This is a genomic window from Streptomyces sp. NPDC048254, from assembly GCF_043201895.1.
Lineage (GTDB): Bacteria > Actinomycetota > Actinomycetes > Streptomycetales > Streptomycetaceae > Streptomyces.
The window spans coordinates 37376-52646 of sequence record NZ_JBICZJ010000024.1; the positions used below are offsets into that span (position 1 = coordinate 37376).

Consider the following 15271-nt stretch of genomic DNA (forward strand, 5'->3'; position numbering starts at 1 on the left):
TCCCGGACCGCTGAGGAGAGTTCATGTCGCGTCCGTTCCGCTTCGGGGTCAACCTGCTCACGCCCGCATCGGCCGCCGAGTGGCGCGCGAAGTGCCGGCGCGCCGAGGAACTCGGGTACGACGTCCTCCTCGTCCCCGACCATCTGGGGATGCCGGCGCCCTTCCCGGCGCTGGTCGCGGCGGCCGGGGCGACCGAACGGCCCCGCCTCGGCACCTTCGTGCTCAACGCGGGTTTCTGGAACCCGGTGCTGCTGGCCCGCGAGGTGGCGACGACCGCCGCACTGACCGGCGGCCGCCTCGAACTCGGCCTCGGCACCGGCTATGTGCAGACGGAGCACGAGCGCGCCGGACTGCCGTTCGGCTCACCGCGCGAGCGGGTGGACCATCTGCGGCGCACGGTCGAGGAGTTGCTCAAGTCGGACGAGTGCCGGGTGCCCCTGCTGATCGGCGGCAACGGCGACCGGATGCTGCGGCTGACCGCCGAACACGCGGACATCGCGGCCTTCGCCGGGGCCCGTCTTGCACCGGGAAACACGGAGGGCCGCCTGGAGCCGGTCCCCGCGGAGGAACTCGACGAACGGGTCGCCCGCTACGGGGAGTTGGCGGCGGCCCGCGCGGAACCCGCTGAACGGAACCTGCTCATCCAGATCGTGGCGGTCACCGACGACCCGCAGTCCGCACTCGGCCCGCTCCTGGAGCGCCGGCCCGAGCTGACCCCGGCCCAGGCCCTCGCCCTGCCCACGGTCCTCGTCGGCACCGTAGGGGAGGTCGTCGGGCGGGTGCGGGGGCTGCGCGAGCGGTACGGGTTCTCCTATCTGACCGTCCTGGAGCCGTACATGGAGGCCTTCGCGCCGGTGCTGGCGGAGCTGTCAGGGTGACCGCGGACCTCCGCCGGCGGGCTCGCGGATCATGGAAATCCGTTCGCCAGACCGACAAACCTGCTGTTTGGCTCACCCCATGAGCGAACTTCACATCCGCCACGCCACCCTCTCGGACATCGACACCGTGCTGCGCTTCTGGCGCGACGCCGCGGAGGGAACGAGCATCAGCGACGACCACGACGGAGTGACCCGGCTCCTCACCCGGGACCCCGAAGCCCTGCTCCTCGCCGAGCGCGACGGCCTCCTCACCGGAACCGTCATAGCCGGCTTCGACGGATGGCGCTGCTCCGCCTACCGACTCGCCGTACACCCCGACCACCGCCGGCAGGGCATCGCCACCGCCCTGCTGGAAGCCGCGGAACAGCGCTTCGCCACGCTGGGCGGACGACGCGTCGACGCCATGGTCCTGGAAGCCAACGAACAGGCACACCACGCCTGGGCCGCGGCCGGCTACCAGCGTGAGGACCACTGGCGGCGCTGGGTCAAGCGGCTGTAGGCACGGGCTGTAGGCACGGGCAGCGCTCCGGGGTGGTGGTGAGCAGCCGCCCGCAGGAGCAGTGGCGGCGGCGGATGAAGGCACTGGCGTAGTCCGCCGCGCGACACACTTTGCCGGTCCTTTACCATTGAGGGGCCGTTTCGTTCCCGATGAAAGGTGTGTGAGCGTCCGCCCATGGGCGAGCCTCCCAGTCCTCTGTCCCGGCAATACCGCGCGGTCCCGGCCGCCCTGTCCGATCATGGGACGGAGGTGACCCGATGACCGAAGTGCTCCTCCTGCTGGTGGCGATCCTGCTCTCGCTCGCCTGCGGTGCCTTCGTCGCGGCCGAGTTCTCGCTGACCACGGTGGGTCGCGGTGAACTGGAGCGGGCCGCGGCGCGCGGCGAGCGCGGGGCGGCGGGCGCCCTCAAGGCCGTACGGCAGCTGACGTTCCAGCTCTCGGGGGCGCAGCTCGGCATCACGGTCACCAATCTGGTGGTCGGCATGCTCGCCGAGCCGTCGATCGCCAAGCTGCTGGCCGGTCCGCTGGAGACGGTGGGCATCGCGCGGTCGGCGGCGAGCTCGCTCGCGCTGGTGATCGGCACCGCGCTGTCCACGGTGTTCCTGATGGTCGTCGGCGAGCTGGTGCCCAAGAACTGGGCGATCTCCTCGCCGCTGGCCGTGGCCAGGCGGGTGGGCAACGCCCAGCGCTGGTTCAGCGCGGCCTTCCGGCCGTTCATCACGCACCTGAACAACACCGCGAACCGGTTGGTACGACGGTTCGGTGTGGAGCCCGCCGAGGAGCTGGCCTCCGCGCGCGGGCCCCAGGAGCTGGCCGCGCTGGCCCGGTACTCCGCCAAGGCGGGTGCGCTGGAGCCGGACACCGCCGAGCTGTTCGTGCGCACCCTGAACCTCGCCGACCTCACCGCGGAGAACGTGATGACCCCACGCGTCCAGGTCGTCGCCCTGGAGGTACGGGCGACCTGCGAGGACGTGGCGAACGCGACCCGGGCGACCGGGCTGTCCCGCTTCCCGGTCTACCGCGACAGCCTGGACTCGGTCGTCGGCACCGCCCACATCAAGGACATCGTGGCCCTGCCCGTGGCCGAGCGGGCACGCGTCCGGGTGGCCCAGGTGATGCGCGAGCCGCTGCTGGTCCCCGAGTCCCTCACCGTCGACCGCCTCCTGGACCGCCTCGGCGGCCGGCGCACCATGGCCGTCGTCATCGACGAGTACGGCGGTACGGCCGGGGTCGCCACTCTGGAGGACATCGTCGAGGAGGTCGTCGGCGAGGTCCGCGACGAGCACGACCCGCACGAGACGCCCGACCTCGCCCCGGCCGGCGCCGACGAGCAGGGCCGCGTGCTCTACTCGGCGGACGGCGCGGCCCGTATGGACCAGCTCGCGCGCGTCGGCCTGAGGGCGCCCGAGGGGCCGTACGAGACGCTGGCCGGGCTGGTCGCGGCCGAATTGGGGCGGATACCCCGGACCGGGGACGGCGTCGAGGTCGCCGGGTGGCGGCTCGACGTGGTGGACGCGTCGGGACGGCGGGCGGCCCGGGTGCTGCTGCACGCGCCGCTCGCCGACGAGCAGGAGCAGAAGCGGGAGGGGCGCCGGTGACCGTCGTACAGCTGCTGATCGGTTTCGCGACGCTGGTCGTCAACGCCTTCTTCGTGGGCGCCGAGTTCGCGCTGATCTCCGTGCGCCGCTCCCAGATCGAGCCGCACGCCGAGGCGGGCGACCGGCGCGCCAAGAGCGTGCTGTGGGGTCTGGAGCACGTGTCCGCGCTCCTGGCCGCCGCCCAGCTCGGCATCACCCTGTGCACGCTGGTACTGGGTGTGGTCGCCGAGCCGGCCATCGCCCATCTGCTGGAGCCGGTGTTCCACGCGGTCGGCGTGCCCAAGGGCGCCGGCCATGCCGTGTCCTTCGTGATCGCGCTGGCCCTGGCGACCTATCTGCACATGCTGCTCGGCGAGATGGTGCCGAAGAACGTGGCGCTCGCCGAACCCGTGCGCAGCGCGCTGCTGCTCGGACCGCCCCTGGTGACGCTCTCCCGGGCGCTGCGTCCGGTGATCTTCACGGTGAACGCCTTCGCGAACGGGCTGCTCAAACTGTTGCGGGTGGAGACCAGGGACGAGGTCGCGGCGACCTTCACGGACACCGAACTCGCCGAGATCGTGAAGGACGCCAGTGAGGCAGGCCTGATCGACGACCGGGCCCAGGAACGGCTGCACGACGCCCTGGAGCTGGGCCGCCGGCCGGTGCGGGACGTGGTGGTACCGCTGGAACGCGTCGTCTACGCGCGCGTGGGCGTCACCCCGGAGGAGCTGGAGCGGCTGTCGGCGGAGTCGGGGTTCTCCCGGTTCCCGGTGGTCGACGAGGGGCGGCGGATCGTCGGCTATCTGCATGTCAAGGACGCGCTGGACGCCTCGCCCCGGGACGAGGCGTTCCGGCTGCGGGACATGCGGCCCATCGCGCGGGTGCGGGAGAACACCCCGCTGGACGACGTGCTGACCGCGATGCGCGGCAGCCGCACCCATCTGGCGGGCGTGCTCGGCGACGACGGACTGCTGGCAGGGCTGGTGACGATGGAGGACGTGCTGCGGGAGCTGTTCGGGCAGCACGCGTAGATCCGTACCGGGGAGTGACCGACCGACGGGTATGAGCCCCGGGATACCATTTCCGTCGCCATGCAGAAGAACCCTGTGCTTCCCGCACACTCCAGTCTGGTCGCGATCGGCGACTCGTTCACCGAGGGCATGTCCGACCTGAAGGCCGACGGCTCCTACCGGGGCTGGGCCGACGTCCTCGCCGGACGGATGGCCGCCCGCACGCCCGGCTTCCAGTACGCGAACCTGGCGGTGCGCGGGAAGCTGATCGGGCAGATCGTCGAGGAGCAGGTGGACGTGGCGGTCGCGATGCGGCCCGACGTGATCACGCTGGTCGGCGGCCTCAACGACACCCTGCGCCCCAAGTGCGACATGGTCCGGGTCCGGGACCTGCTGACCGAGGCGGTGGAGCGGCTGGCGCCGGCCTGTGAGCAGCTGGTGCTGATGCGCAGCCCCGGCCGCCAAGGTCCGGTCCTCGAACGGTTCCGGCCGCGCATGGAGGAGCTGTTCGCCTGCGTCGAGGACCTCGCCGGGCGGCACGGCGCCCTGGTGGTCGACCTGTACGGCGCCCCCTCGCTGGCCGACCCCCGGATGTGGGACGTGGACCGGCTGCACCTGACGGCCGAGGGGCACCGCCGGGTCGCCGAGGCGGTCTGGCAGACCCTCGGCTACGAGGCCGAGGACAGCGAGTGGCACACGCCGATGCCGGCCACACCGCCGCCGGGCTGGGTCGCGCGCCGGGTCGAGGACGCCCGCTTCACCAGGCAGTACCTGCTGCCGTGGATAGGCCGCCGCCTGACCGGCCGCTCCTCGGGCGACGGCCGCGCCCCGAAGCGGCCGGAGCTGCTGCCGTACGAGGCGTAGCGGAGGCATAGCGTGGGTCCCGTGTCCACGCGGGTGATCAATGTCAGGGGCCGGATCCACGAGTTCGGCCCCCGGCTGGAACACGCTCCCGAGGACGTCGTCTACGTCGGCCGCCGCTGGACCATGGGCGGCTGGGACCTGCCCCGGCACCCGCTCCGCAACCCCTTCGCCTACGACACCCCGAGGAAGAAGCGGGACGGCACCCGCGCCGAGGTGATGGCGATGTACCGGGCGTGCGTATCTGCTGGAGCGCCCCGAACTGCTGGAGCTGGTGGCCGGGCTGCGAGGGAAGACCCTGGCGTGCTGGTGCGCGCCCGAACTGTGCCACGCGGACGTCCTGGCGGACCTGGCCGAGGTCTCAGACGAGGGCGGCGGCCAGCAGAGCGAAGGCGGCGATGATGACGGCGACGCGGACGTAGTGGTAGCGGTCCCAGCGGCTCATCTGCTCCTTCCAGTCCTCGGGCCGGTTCTCGGGGGTCCACGTCTTGCCCCGGTTGTTGATCGGGACGAGCAGCAGGAGCGACATGATCACGCTGAGGACCAGCAACGCGCCGGCGGTGACGACGAGGCCGGCGCCGGGGTGGTGCCATCCGGCGACGGCCCAGACCGCGACGAGGACGAGCGAGCCGATGTACCAGAACGGCATCAGGGCGCCGAGCATCCGGCCCCCGTGGGCGCGGCCGAGTTGGCCACTGTCCTCGGGGAGGGCGTTGAGGATCCGGTTGATGACGAAGGCGACCGAGAACTCCACCCCCACCATCAGGCCGACGACCACGGTGGTGAAGACCTCGAGTGCGTTGAGCATGATGACCCTCCCGCTATCTAGCGCCGCTAGCTGATGAGGCAACGCTAGACCTTCTACTGCTCGATTGTCTAGCAGTGCTAGGATCGATGCATGTCGGTACAGGAACGCAAGGAGCGCGAACGGGCGGGCCGCGAGCGCCTCATCGTGGCGACGGCCCGCGAACTCGCCGAGCAGCAGGGCTGGGACGCGGTCACCACCCGCCGGCTCGCCGAGCGCATCGAATACAGCCAGCCCGTCCTCTACAGCCACTTTCGCGGCAAGCGCGAGATCATCGGCGCCGTCGCCCTCGAAGGCGCCGCCGAGATGGCCGCGGCACTGCGGGCCGCGACCTCCGCCGCGGACGGCCCGCGCACCCGGGTCACCGCCCTCGCCCGCGCCTACCTCGACTTCGCCGAGCGCAACCCGGCGGTCTACGACGCCATGTTCCAGCTCGACGGCGGCCTGGCGTTCGCGAAGGAGGACACCCCTGAGCCGCTGAAGGACGCCTTCGCCGCCCTGCTGGAGAGCCTCGCCGAGGTCGCCGGGGACGGCGTCCACCCGGGACTGTTCACCGAGGTGTTCTGGGCGGCCCTGCACGGACTGGCAACCCTGACCCGGGCGGGACGGCTGCCGCCGGGGGACGCCGAGCGGAGGGTGGAGCTGCTGGTGGACCGACTCGCCGTGGTCTGACACGCCGTCCCGGAAGCTGCGGTGCCCATTGATCACGACCCGATACGGGCCCCAGGGCCCGTGCCGCCGGGTAGGGGCCGGGCCGCCGGCGGGCCGGGCCGGAGGACACGACCTGGCCGTGACACGGCTCTCGTAGCTTCGCACGAGCGGACCTGTGGCGTTGGCCTGCAGGAACCGCCAGTAGAATCCGTACACGTGACTTCTGCCGCCCCCGCCAAGCCCCGCATCCCGAACGTCCTCGCCGGACGCTACGCCTCCGCCGAGCTCGCCACGCTCTGGTCGCCCGAGCAGAAGGTGAAGCTGGAGCGGCAGCTCTGGCTCGCCGTGCTACGGGCCCAGAAGGACCTCGGGATCGAGGTGCCGGACGCGGCGATCGCCGACTACGAGCGGGTCCTCGACACCGTCGACCTGGCCTCCATCGCCGAGCGCGAGAAGGTCACCCGGCACGACGTGAAGGCGCGGATCGAGGAGTTCAACGACCTCGCCGGGCACGAGCACGTGCACAAGGGCATGACCTCCCGCGACCTGACGGAGAACGTCGAGCAGCTGCAGATCCGGCTCTCGCTGGAGCTGGTGCGCGACCGCGCGGTGGCCGTCCTGGCGCGGCTGGGCAAGCTGGCCGGTGAGTACGCGGAGCTGGTCATGGCCGGCCGCTCGCACAACGTGGCCGCGCAGGCGACCACCCTCGGCAAGCGCTTCGCGACCGCCGCCGACGAGCTGCTGGTGGCGTACGGCCGGGTCGAGGAGCTGCTCGGCCGCTACCCGCTGCGGGGCATCAAGGGCCCGGTCGGTACGGCCCAGGACATGCTGGACCTGCTGGGCGGGGACGCGGCGAAGCTGGCCGAGCTGGAGAACCGGATCGCACGGCACCTGGGCTTCTCGCAGGCGTTCACGTCGGTCGGCCAGGTGTACCCGCGGTCGCTGGACTACGAGGTCGTGACCGCGCTGGTGCAGCTGGCGGCCGCGCCGTCGTCGCTGGCCAAGACGATCCGGCTGATGGCCGGGCACGAGCTGGTCACCGAGGGCTTCAAGCCGGGCCAGGTCGGTTCCTCGGCGATGCCGCACAAGATGAACACGCGGTCCTGCGAGCGCGTCAACGGCCTGATGGTGATCCTGCGCGGCTACGCCTCGATGACCGGCGAGCTGGCGGGCGACCAGTGGAACGAGGGCGACGTGTCCTGCTCGGTGGTGCGCCGGGTGGCCCTGCCGGACGCGTTCTTCGCGCTGGACGGTCTGCTGGAGACCTTCCTGACGGTCCTCGACGAGTTCGGCGCGTTCCCCGCCGTCATCGCCCGCGAGCTGGACCGCTACCTGCCGTTCCTCGCCACCACCAAGGTGCTGATGGGCGCGGTGCGGGCGGGCGTCGGGCGTGAGGTCGCGCACGAGGCGATCAAGGAGAACGCCGTCGCCACCGCGCTGGCGATGCGTGAGCAGGGCGCCGAGCGCAACGACCTGCTCGACAAGCTGGCCGCCGACGAGCGGCTGCCGCTCGACCGCGAGCGGCTGACGGCCCTGATGGCCGACAAGCTGTCCTTCACGGGCGCGGCCGCCGCACAGGTCGGTGCCGTCGTCGGCCGGATCGAGGAGATCGCCAAGCAGCACCCGGAGGCCGTCGGCTACACCCCTGGAGCGATCCTCTGACCAGCCGCTCCCCTCGCTTCACCGCGGCGGAGCTGGAGGCCGCCCGCGACCGTCTCGTCCCGGACGTGATCGCGGACGGCCTGCACGTGCTGTTCTGCGGCATCAACCCCGGCCTGATGACGGCCGCCACGGGCCACCACTTCGCCCGTCCCGGCAACCGTTTCTGGCCGGTGCTGCACCTGTCCGGGTTCACCCCGAGGCTGCTGAAGCCCGCGGAACAGGGCGAGTTGCTGTCGTACGGGCTCGGCATCACGAACGTCGTGGCGCGGGCGACCGCGCGCGCCGACGAACTGACGGCGGCGGAGTACACCGAGGGCGGGCGGCTGCTGACGGCGAAGGTGGCCCGGGTGCGGCCGCGATGGCTGGCGGTGGTGGGCGTCACGGCCTACCGGGCCGCGTTCGGCGATCGCACGGCCCGGGTGGGCCCGCAGGAGCGGCTGATCGGGGACACCCGGGTGTGGGTGCTGCCGAACCCCAGCGGACTGAACGCGCACTGGACGGCGGCGACGATGGCGGAGGAGTTCGGGCGGCTGCGGGAGGCGGCCGAGGGCTAGCCGCTCACCGCTGGAAAGCCGGTTGCGGGCCGTCAGGCGTCCCGTCGGCGCACGCTCCGGGCTCAGGCGAGCAGTGCGCCCGCCGTCCACAGCACGGTCACGGCCAGTCCGGTCCAGGGGCCCAGGGCCCCGTCCGGGGCGCTGTGCAGGACGGCCTGACCGGCCCGGCCGGGCAGCAGGTCGGCGCCGGCGGCGGCCAGGTCGCCGATCACGAAGGACACGATCAGCAGGAACGGGATCAGGATGCCGAGCGTCGCGGTCCCGCTGCGCAGGACGGCCGCCAGTCCCGCCGCGAGCAGGGCCATCAGCGTCAGGTAGACGCCGCAGCCCAGGGCCCCCGCGCAGTCCTTCGGACCAGGTCGGCCCGTCAGCCCCGAGCAGGGATTTGCCCAGTACGAGGGTGACGAGGCCGGTGACCGGACCGACGGCGAGCACCGGCAGCGCGATCGCGGCGGCCTTTGCCGCGAACCAGCGCCGGCGGTCGGGCACGGCGGGCAGGGGCAGCCGGCGCAGCAACTCGCGGGTCCAGACGATGCCTTCGGGGTTCGTCGTGCCCCGCTGATCGCGGATCCTCGACAGGTAGGGGGCGCCAGGCACTCGCCGGGGTCGTCGCTACCGAAGTACGATCCGGCCAACACGCAGGGCTAGCTGGGAGGACGGACGTTGGCGGGACTGACCGGCGGTGATCCGTCGCTGCTGCGGAGGATCAATTCCGCGGTGGTGTTGCACGCGCTGCGTGCCACGGACTGCGCGACCCTGACCGAGATCACCCGGGTAACCGGACTGTCCCGGCCGACCGTCGAGGGGGTCGTCGAGGGGCTCATCGAGGCCGGTCTGGTCGTCGAGAAGGCGGCCGAGGAGGGTGCCACCCGGCGGCAGGGGCGGCCCGCGCGGCGGTTCCGGTTCCGGGCCGAGGCCGGGCATCTGCTCGGTCTGGAGATCGGCGCGCACCGCGTCGCCGCGCTGCTGGCCGATCTGGACGGCCAGGTGCTGGGGACGCAGGCCAAGGACGTGGACGAGACGGCCGACGCGGACGAGCGGCTGGAGCGGCTGCGCACCGCGGTCGCCGAACTGCTGCGCCGGGCCGGGGTGCCGCGCAGTTCGCTGCGGGCCGTCGGGGTCGGCACGCCGGGCATCGTCGAGGCGGACGGCCGGGTGCGGCTGGGCACCGCGCTGCCCCAGTGGACGGGACTGCGGCTCGGCGAGCGGCTGAGCCGGTCCTTCAAGTGCCCGGTGCTGGTGGAGAACGACGCCAACGCGGCGGCCGTGGCCGAGCACTGGAAGGGCGCGGCCACCGAGTCCGACGACGTGGTGATGGTGATGGCCGGGCTGAGTCCGGGCGCCGGTTCGCTGATCGGCGGACGGCTGCACCGGGGCTACGGCGGGGCGGCCGGGGAGATCGGCGCGCTGCATCTGCTGGGCCGGGAGGTGACCCCGGAGACGCTGCTGTCCACCACCGACGAACCGCTGCACCCGCTGGACGAGCAGGCGGTCGCCGAGGTGTTCGCGCTGGCCCGGAAGGGGGACACGCGGGCGCGGGCCGCGGTCGACCGGTTCATCCAGCGGCTGGTCCACGACGTGGCCGCGCTCGCGCTGGCCCTCGATCCGGAGCTGGTGGTGATAGGCGGCTGGGCGGCGGGGCTCGACGGTGTCCTGGAGCCGCTGCGCCGCGAACTCGCCCGCTACTGTCTGCGCCCGCCGAGGGTGGCGCTCTCCCTCCTCGGCGAGGCGGCGGTGGCGACCGGCGCGCTCCGGCTCGCCCTCGACCATGTGGAGGAGCAGCTGTTCGCGGTGGACGGGACGGTCACCGCGCGCCGCTGAACGGCCGTGCAGCCGCCGTGAAACGCGACGCGCCCCGGAGGAGTTCCGGGGCGCGTCCTGTTGCGGTTCGGTGGCTACGAGGCCTGCCGCTCGGGTCCGTGGTGGATCTCCACGCCGCCGGAGTCGCCGAAGGTCAGCCGGCAGGTGTCCGCGCGGTAGGTGGCGACGGAGAGCGCGGCGGTGCGGCCGGCGGCGAGGAAGCGGGTGGTGACGACGAGGACCGGGGCACCGGGGAGGCGGTCGAGCTCCTTGGCGTCGTCCGCGCGGGCCGAGCCGAGCTCCACGGAGCGGTCCTGACCCTCCAGCGCCAGGCGCTGCAGCTCCCGCAGCACGGCACGCGCGCGTGCCGATCCGGACGGCGCGTCGATCGCCGTCAGGTCCGGGACCGAGGACGCCGGGATGTAGAGCAGCTCGGCGGCGACGGGCTGGCCGTGGGAGACGCGGGAGCGGCGCACGATGTGCACCGGCTCCTCCGCGCCGGTCTCCAGGGCGGCCGCGACGGCGGCGGGCGGCACCGCGAGGGCGCAGTCGACCGGCTGCCAGCCGTCCTCGGCGGCGCCCGGCCAGGCGTGCTGGTCGGTACCGACGGCCACGCCCATGCGCGGGGGCGCCACCGTCGTACCGACACCGCGGCGGCGCTGGAGGCGACCCTCCAGTTCGAGCTGTTCGAGGGCCTGACGGAGGGTGGCGCGGGCCACGCCGAAGCGGGCGGCGAGGTCGCGCTCGTTGGGCAGGATCTCGCCGACCGAGAACTCCGAGTCGAGTGCCTCACTGAGCACGGTCTTGAGATGCCAGTACTTCGGTTCCGGCACCGATTCCAGCTGCGTGGTCCCCACCCTGTCCTCCGCAATCGCCGTGGTCCGGCGGCGTTTTAGCGCCCTTGTTTATTAAAGGTTGTTGTACTTATCTGCGACCATAAGGCGGCGCACACCCTTGGTCAAGACCAATCCTCGATCCCATGGGCAGCGCATAGTAAGCGGTGCCATACAGCGTTCACGGGGCGTTCGCACAGGGGCGTTTTCGTGACATTGCGGCAAAGCTCCCGTCGCACGACGGGAGCCGTGGGGCGGCCTGGGCCAGCGGGCCGCGAGGGGCCACTGCTTGCTCGTTCCACGGACGATGCGGACGGTCCGGATGGTCCGGACGGGACCGTCGGCGGCGTCGATCCCGGCCTCCTGCCCCGACACGTTTCCCCGTCTCCGGTCGGAATCGCCCCGTTCGCCGCGCGCTCGGCCCAGAATGATCCACGGACCGCTGCCGACCGGCGGCCCCGCGGGCCGTGGACATGCGGCTGCCGCCGCAGTCGACGCCCATGCGGCGCCTCGGGCATCCCGATGTCAATCCGGAGCCGTGCGGGGTGCGTTGGGTGACGCCGTCCGCCGCCGAGGCGCGACACACCGACCGGGGACTACCCGCCAGTAGCAATTGCTGACAAGCTGTCTACGACGTCAGTCGATGTCCCAGACGAGGAGCCTCCATGTCCGCCACCGTCTCGCTCGAAGTCCCGGCCGCGCAGGGCCGGCAGGACGTGACCGTCTCCTACGCGCGCGTGGGCCGCGGTGAGCCGCTGGTCCTGATCCACGGCATAGGGCATCACCGGCAGGCCTGGGACCCGGTGGTGGACATCCTCGCGACCGAGCGGGACGTGATCGCCGTGGACCTGCCCGGCTTCGGCGCCTCCCCCGGGCTTCCCGCGGGCCTCGCCTACGACCTGCCCACGACCAACGCCGTGCTCGCCGCCCTGTTCGAGGCGCTGGAGCTGGACCGGCCGCATGTGGCAGGCAACTCGCTCGGCGGACTGCTGGCCCTGGAGCTGGGCCGCGAGAAGCTCGTACGGTCCGTCACCGCCCTCTCCCCCGCCGGATTCTGGTCGCAGGCCGAGCGGCGCTACGCCTTCGGCGTGCTCCTCGCCATGCGGCGGATCGCGGAGCGGCTGCCGCTCCCGCTGGTCGAGCGGCTGTCCCGGACGGCCGCCGGGCGGACGGCCCTGACCAGCACCATCTACGCGCGCCCGGCGCGCCGTTCACCCGAGGCCGTGGTCGCCGAGACGCTCGCGCTCGCGCGGGCCACCGGGTTCGCCGATACCCTGCGGGCGGGCGCCGCCGTCCAGTTCACCGACGACGTGCCCGGCATCCCGGTCACCGTGGGCTGGGGCACCCGGGACATGCTGCTGGTGCGCCGTCAGGGGGTCCGGGCCAAGCAGATCATCCCCAAGGCCCGCCTGGTCCGGCTGCCCGGCTGCGGCCACTGCCCGATGAACGACGACCCGGCGCTGGTCGCACGGATCATCCTGGACGGCAGCCGCTGACCGTCGCCCGGCGCGGGGTGGCGTGTCGGCGGTCACCGGCCGACACCCCGCCCCGGACCGGTCTCCGGCAGCCACCGCCCGACGGCCGGCACGGCGCAGCGCACGGACACCCACCACCCGACGGCCGGCACGGCGCAGCGCACGGACACCCACCACCCGACGGCCGGCACGGCGCAGCGCACGGACACCCATCACACCGCGGACCGCACGCCACAGCACACCACCACCCACCACCCGACGGCCGGCACGACCCAGCACACCGACACCCACCACACCGCGGCCGATGCGCGGCAGGGCGCCGGAGCCCAGGGCGACCCCCGTGCCCACCAAGGCGCCGCCTACGGCCTGGGCAGGGCCGTAGGCGCCCGTTCCGACGAGGGGGGCGGTGGCGACGGCGGCGAGCGGGACGAGGCCCGTGAGGAGCGTCGCGCGCTCGGTGCCGATCCGCTGCACGCCCATGTACCAGCACACGAAACCGACGACGGTGACGACCGCCGCCTGCCACAGCAGTGCGGCCGTCTCCGTGGCGTCGGGCCGGCGCAGCCACGCCCCGCCGTCGAGCGCGGCCCCGGCCACCGCCGCCTCGGCCGCGGCGACGGCGCACACCGTGGCGGTCAGCAACCGTGGCCCGAGCGCCCGCAGTACCGGCCCCGCGAGCACCGCGAACCCGACCTCGCCGGCCAGCGCGCACACCGAGAAGACGACCCCGCTCGCGTCGGTACGCCCCCAGCCCTGGACGGCGAAGGCACCGACGGCGACCAGCAACGCCCCGTGCAGAACCCGGCGTTGGGGCCCGCGCCCGTCGAGGAGCGGGACCAGGACCGCGACCACCGCCGGAGCGCACCCCACGAAGACACCCGGAACCGCCGGTTCCGCGGTGCGCTCGGCGGCGAGGATCGCCAGATTGAAACCGACCATCCCGACGGCGGCGACCAGCACCAGCCGCAGCCACCCGCGTGCGCCGAGCCCCCGCAGCCGCCCCCGGACGCCCGGGCCGACGAACGGCACGAGCAGGAGACAGGCCAGCCCGTAGCGCAGGAACTGGCCGCCCGCGTAGGGGTAGTGGCCCAGCACGCTGTTGGCCGTGAAGGAGGCCCCGACGAGCACATAGGCGAACGCCGCCAGAAGGGCGCCGCGTGTGGTGGTCGCGTTCATGAGGACGACGCTAGGAACACCGGCGGCCCGGATTAAGGTCCACTTCCATGACGTCATCGGGGACCAATCCGGACGGCCTGCCGGGTTCCGCCGCCTGGGAGCTGTTGCTGCCGGCCGCGTCGGCACCGGCACGCGCGCGTGGCCGTTTCCTCCAGGCGGCCCTGCGCGAGGCGGTCCGCGCGGGGCGGCTCGCGCCCGGCACCCGGCTGCCGTCGAGCCGGGAGCTGGCCAAGGACCTCGGCGTGTCGCGCGGGCTGGTCACCGAGGCGTACGAACAGCTGACGGCGGAGGCCTACCTGCGCAGCGGACGGGGTGCGGGGACCTGGGTGGGCGGTGCGGTACGGGCGGCGTCGGCACCCACGCGTGATCTGGCGCCGCGCCCGCCGGGGATGCGGGTGGACTTCGTACCGGGGTCACCGGATCTGGCGCTGTTCCCGCGCGCCGCCTGGGCCGCCGCACAGCGCGAGGTGCTGGCCGAACTCCCGCACCGCGACCTCGGCTACCCGGACCCGCGCGGGCTGCCCCGGCTCCGCTCGGCCCTCGCCGAACTGCTCGCCCGGCGCCGGGGCGTGGTCGCCGACCCGGAACGGATCACGGTCGTCTCCGGGGTGGCGCAGGCGGCCGCGCTGCTCGGATCCGTGCTGCACGCGCGCGGGGTGCACGAGATCGGCGTGGAGGACCCCGGCAGCCCCCAGCACGACGGCCTGTACGCGGCGGCCGGGATCCGCACCGTACCGCTGCCCCTGGACGCCGAGGGCCTGGCCCTGGGCCCGCTCCGCGACTCGGGGGTACGCGCGGTGGTGACGACGCCCGCCCACCAGTACCCGACCGGGATCGCCTACTCCGCGGAACGCCGGACGCGGCTGCTGGACTGGGCCCGTTCGGTGGACGGCCTGCTGCTGGAGGACGACTACGACGGCGACTTCCGCTACGACCGCGCCCCGGTCGGCGCGCTCCAGGGTCTCGACCCGGAACGCGTCGCCTACATGGGATCGGTCAGCAAGTCCCTCGCCCCGGGGCTGCGGCTCGGCTGGCTGCTGGTGCCGGAGTTCCTGGCGCACGACGTCGTGGACCGCAAGCGGACCACGGACCTGGGGCATCCCTCCCTCGACCAGGCGGTGTTCGCCCGGTTCCTGGAGCGCGGCGACTACGACCGTCAGCTGCGCCGCTGTCAGCGCGCCTACCGGGAGCGCCGGGACGCCCTGGTGGCCTCGCTCGCCGAGCACTTCCCGCACGCGCGCGTGTCGGGGATCGCCGCGGGGCTGCACGCGATCGCCGAACTCCCGGAGTCCTGCGGGCCGGAAAGCCGCTTCGTGGCGCGGGTGGCGGCCGCCGGGGTCGCGGTGCGCCCGCTCGGCGCGTGCACGCACACGCCGGCCGACGACTCCGTCGTACGGCTGGTACTGGGGTACGCGCAGCTGCCGCCGGCGCGGATCCGGGAGGGGGTGCGGGTGATGGCGGAGGCGCTCGACGGGTGACCTTCCGGGGCC

13 protein-coding genes and 3 pseudogenes are annotated in these 15271 nt (G+C 73.2%); 12 read left to right on the forward strand and 4 right to left on the reverse strand.

Going from position 1 to position 15271, the window contains the following annotated elements; genetic code table 11:
• The first annotated feature begins 23 nt into the window (after positions 1-23).
• The 6 genes and pseudogenes from ACGFZQ_RS44420 to ACGFZQ_RS44445 form a co-directional block, all read left to right on the forward strand.
• Positions 24-878 carry a TIGR03621 family F420-dependent LLM class oxidoreductase gene (locus ACGFZQ_RS44420; protein WP_393845254.1) on the forward strand — a complete coding sequence of 285 codons (855 nt, stop codon included), beginning with the start codon at positions 24-26 and terminating at the stop codon, positions 876-878.
• Positions 879-957: 79 nt separating this feature from the next.
• Entirely contained in the window at positions 958-1377 is a 420-nt protein-coding gene (locus ACGFZQ_RS44425; protein ID WP_393845255.1) for a GNAT family N-acetyltransferase, read from the forward strand.
• 257 nt (positions 1378-1634) lie between these two features.
• Entirely contained in the window at positions 1635-2975 is a 1341-nt protein-coding gene (locus ACGFZQ_RS44430) for a hemolysin family protein (protein ID WP_393845256.1), read from the forward strand.
• Positions 2972-3985 carry a hemolysin family protein gene (locus ACGFZQ_RS44435; RefSeq protein WP_351698252.1) on the forward strand — a complete coding sequence of 338 codons (1014 nt, stop codon included), beginning with the start codon at positions 2972-2974 and terminating at the stop codon, positions 3983-3985. The genes ACGFZQ_RS44430 and ACGFZQ_RS44435 overlap by 4 nt, the downstream gene beginning before the upstream one ends.
• Positions 3986-4045: 60 nt before the next feature.
• A complete protein-coding gene (locus tag ACGFZQ_RS44440) occupies positions 4046-4828 on the forward strand; it encodes an SGNH/GDSL hydrolase family protein (RefSeq protein WP_393845257.1) in 783 nt (260 codons plus the stop codon).
• Between the two features lie 21 nt (positions 4829-4849).
• A pseudogene (locus tag ACGFZQ_RS44445) lies at positions 4850-5183 on the forward strand (DUF4326 domain-containing protein); the annotation flags it as partial.
• Between the two features lie 3 nt (positions 5184-5186).
• On the opposite strand, the gene ACGFZQ_RS44450 reads toward ACGFZQ_RS44445, so the two are convergent.
• The gene (locus tag ACGFZQ_RS44450; RefSeq protein ID WP_393845258.1) at positions 5187-5633 is read right to left on the reverse strand and encodes an anthrone oxygenase family protein; all 447 of its coding nucleotides are present in this window, start codon (positions 5631-5633) and stop codon (positions 5187-5189) included.
• 90 nt (positions 5634-5723) lie between these two features.
• Here ACGFZQ_RS44450 and ACGFZQ_RS44455 point away from each other — a divergent pair, with 90 nt between their 5' ends.
• The 3 genes from ACGFZQ_RS44455 (at position 5724) to mug (ending at position 8497) form a co-directional block, all read left to right on the forward strand.
• Entirely contained in the window at positions 5724-6302 is a 579-nt protein-coding gene (locus ACGFZQ_RS44455) for a TetR/AcrR family transcriptional regulator (RefSeq protein ID WP_382530406.1), read from the forward strand.
• Between the two features lie 195 nt (positions 6303-6497).
• Positions 6498-7943 carry an adenylosuccinate lyase gene (gene purB, locus ACGFZQ_RS44460; RefSeq protein ID WP_393845259.1) on the forward strand — a complete coding sequence of 482 codons (1446 nt, stop codon included), beginning with the start codon at positions 6498-6500 and terminating at the stop codon, positions 7941-7943.
• 65 nt (positions 7944-8008) lie between these two features.
• Positions 8009-8497 carry a G/U mismatch-specific DNA glycosylase gene (mug, locus tag ACGFZQ_RS44465; protein WP_393845260.1) on the forward strand — a complete coding sequence of 163 codons (489 nt, stop codon included), beginning with the start codon at positions 8009-8011 and terminating at the stop codon, positions 8495-8497.
• A gap of 62 nt (positions 8498-8559) precedes the next feature.
• Here mug and ACGFZQ_RS44470 read toward each other — a convergent pair.
• Positions 8560-9004: pseudogene (locus ACGFZQ_RS44470) on the reverse strand (ABC transporter permease); the annotation flags it as partial.
• A 156-nt stretch (positions 9005-9160) separates the two neighbouring features.
• On the opposite strand from ACGFZQ_RS44470, the gene ACGFZQ_RS44475 reads away from it, so the two are divergent.
• Positions 9161-10318 carry an ROK family transcriptional regulator gene (locus ACGFZQ_RS44475; protein ID WP_393845261.1) on the forward strand — a complete coding sequence of 386 codons (1158 nt, stop codon included), beginning with the start codon at positions 9161-9163 and terminating at the stop codon, positions 10316-10318.
• A gap of 74 nt (positions 10319-10392) precedes the next feature.
• On the opposite strand, the gene ACGFZQ_RS44480 is transcribed toward ACGFZQ_RS44475, so the two are convergent.
• Positions 10393-11154 (reverse strand): GntR family transcriptional regulator, encoded by a 762-nt coding sequence (locus ACGFZQ_RS44480; protein ID WP_393845262.1) that lies wholly within the window; start codon positions 11152-11154, stop codon positions 10393-10395.
• 641 nt (positions 11155-11795) lie between these two features.
• On the opposite strand from ACGFZQ_RS44480, the gene ACGFZQ_RS44485 reads away from it, so the two are divergent.
• Entirely contained in the window at positions 11796-12626 is an 831-nt protein-coding gene (locus ACGFZQ_RS44485; RefSeq protein WP_393845263.1) for an alpha/beta fold hydrolase, read from the forward strand.
• Positions 12627-13376: 750 nt separating this feature from the next.
• Here ACGFZQ_RS44485 and ACGFZQ_RS44490 read toward each other — a convergent pair.
• A pseudogene (locus ACGFZQ_RS44490) lies at positions 13377-13838 on the reverse strand (EamA family transporter); the annotation flags it as partial.
• Here ACGFZQ_RS44490 and ACGFZQ_RS44495 point away from each other — a divergent pair.
• On the forward strand, positions 13829-15259 hold the full coding sequence (locus ACGFZQ_RS44495) for a PLP-dependent aminotransferase family protein (protein WP_393845264.1): 1431 nt from the start codon (positions 13829-13831) through the stop codon (positions 15257-15259). The pseudogene ACGFZQ_RS44490 and the gene ACGFZQ_RS44495 sit on opposite strands and share 10 nt — an antisense overlap.
• The last annotated feature ends 12 nt before the right edge of the window (positions 15260-15271 follow it).

Bases quoted from the DNA above. Each gene is read 5' to 3' on its own strand.
- ACGFZQ_RS44420 (WP_393845254.1), top strand. From the start codon at position 24: ATGTCGCGTCCGTTCCGCTTCGGGGTCAACCTGCTCACGCCCGCATCG.
- ACGFZQ_RS44425 (WP_393845255.1), top strand. From the start codon at position 958: ATGAGCGAACTTCACATCCGCCACGCCACCCTCTCGGACATCGACACC.
- ACGFZQ_RS44430 (WP_393845256.1), top strand. From the start codon at position 1,635: ATGACCGAAGTGCTCCTCCTGCTGGTGGCGATCCTGCTCTCGCTCGCC.
- ACGFZQ_RS44440 (WP_393845257.1), top strand. From the start codon at position 4,046: ATGCAGAAGAACCCTGTGCTTCCCGCACACTCCAGTCTGGTCGCGATC.
- ACGFZQ_RS44450 (WP_393845258.1), bottom strand. From the start codon at position 5,633: ATGCTCAACGCACTCGAGGTCTTCACCACCGTGGTCGTCGGCCTGATG.
- ACGFZQ_RS44455 (WP_382530406.1), top strand. From the start codon at position 5,724: ATGTCGGTACAGGAACGCAAGGAGCGCGAACGGGCGGGCCGCGAGCGC.
- ACGFZQ_RS44485 (WP_393845263.1), top strand. From the start codon at position 11,796: ATGTCCGCCACCGTCTCGCTCGAAGTCCCGGCCGCGCAGGGCCGGCAG.
- ACGFZQ_RS44495 (WP_393845264.1), top strand. From the start codon at position 13,829: ATGACGTCATCGGGGACCAATCCGGACGGCCTGCCGGGTTCCGCCGCC.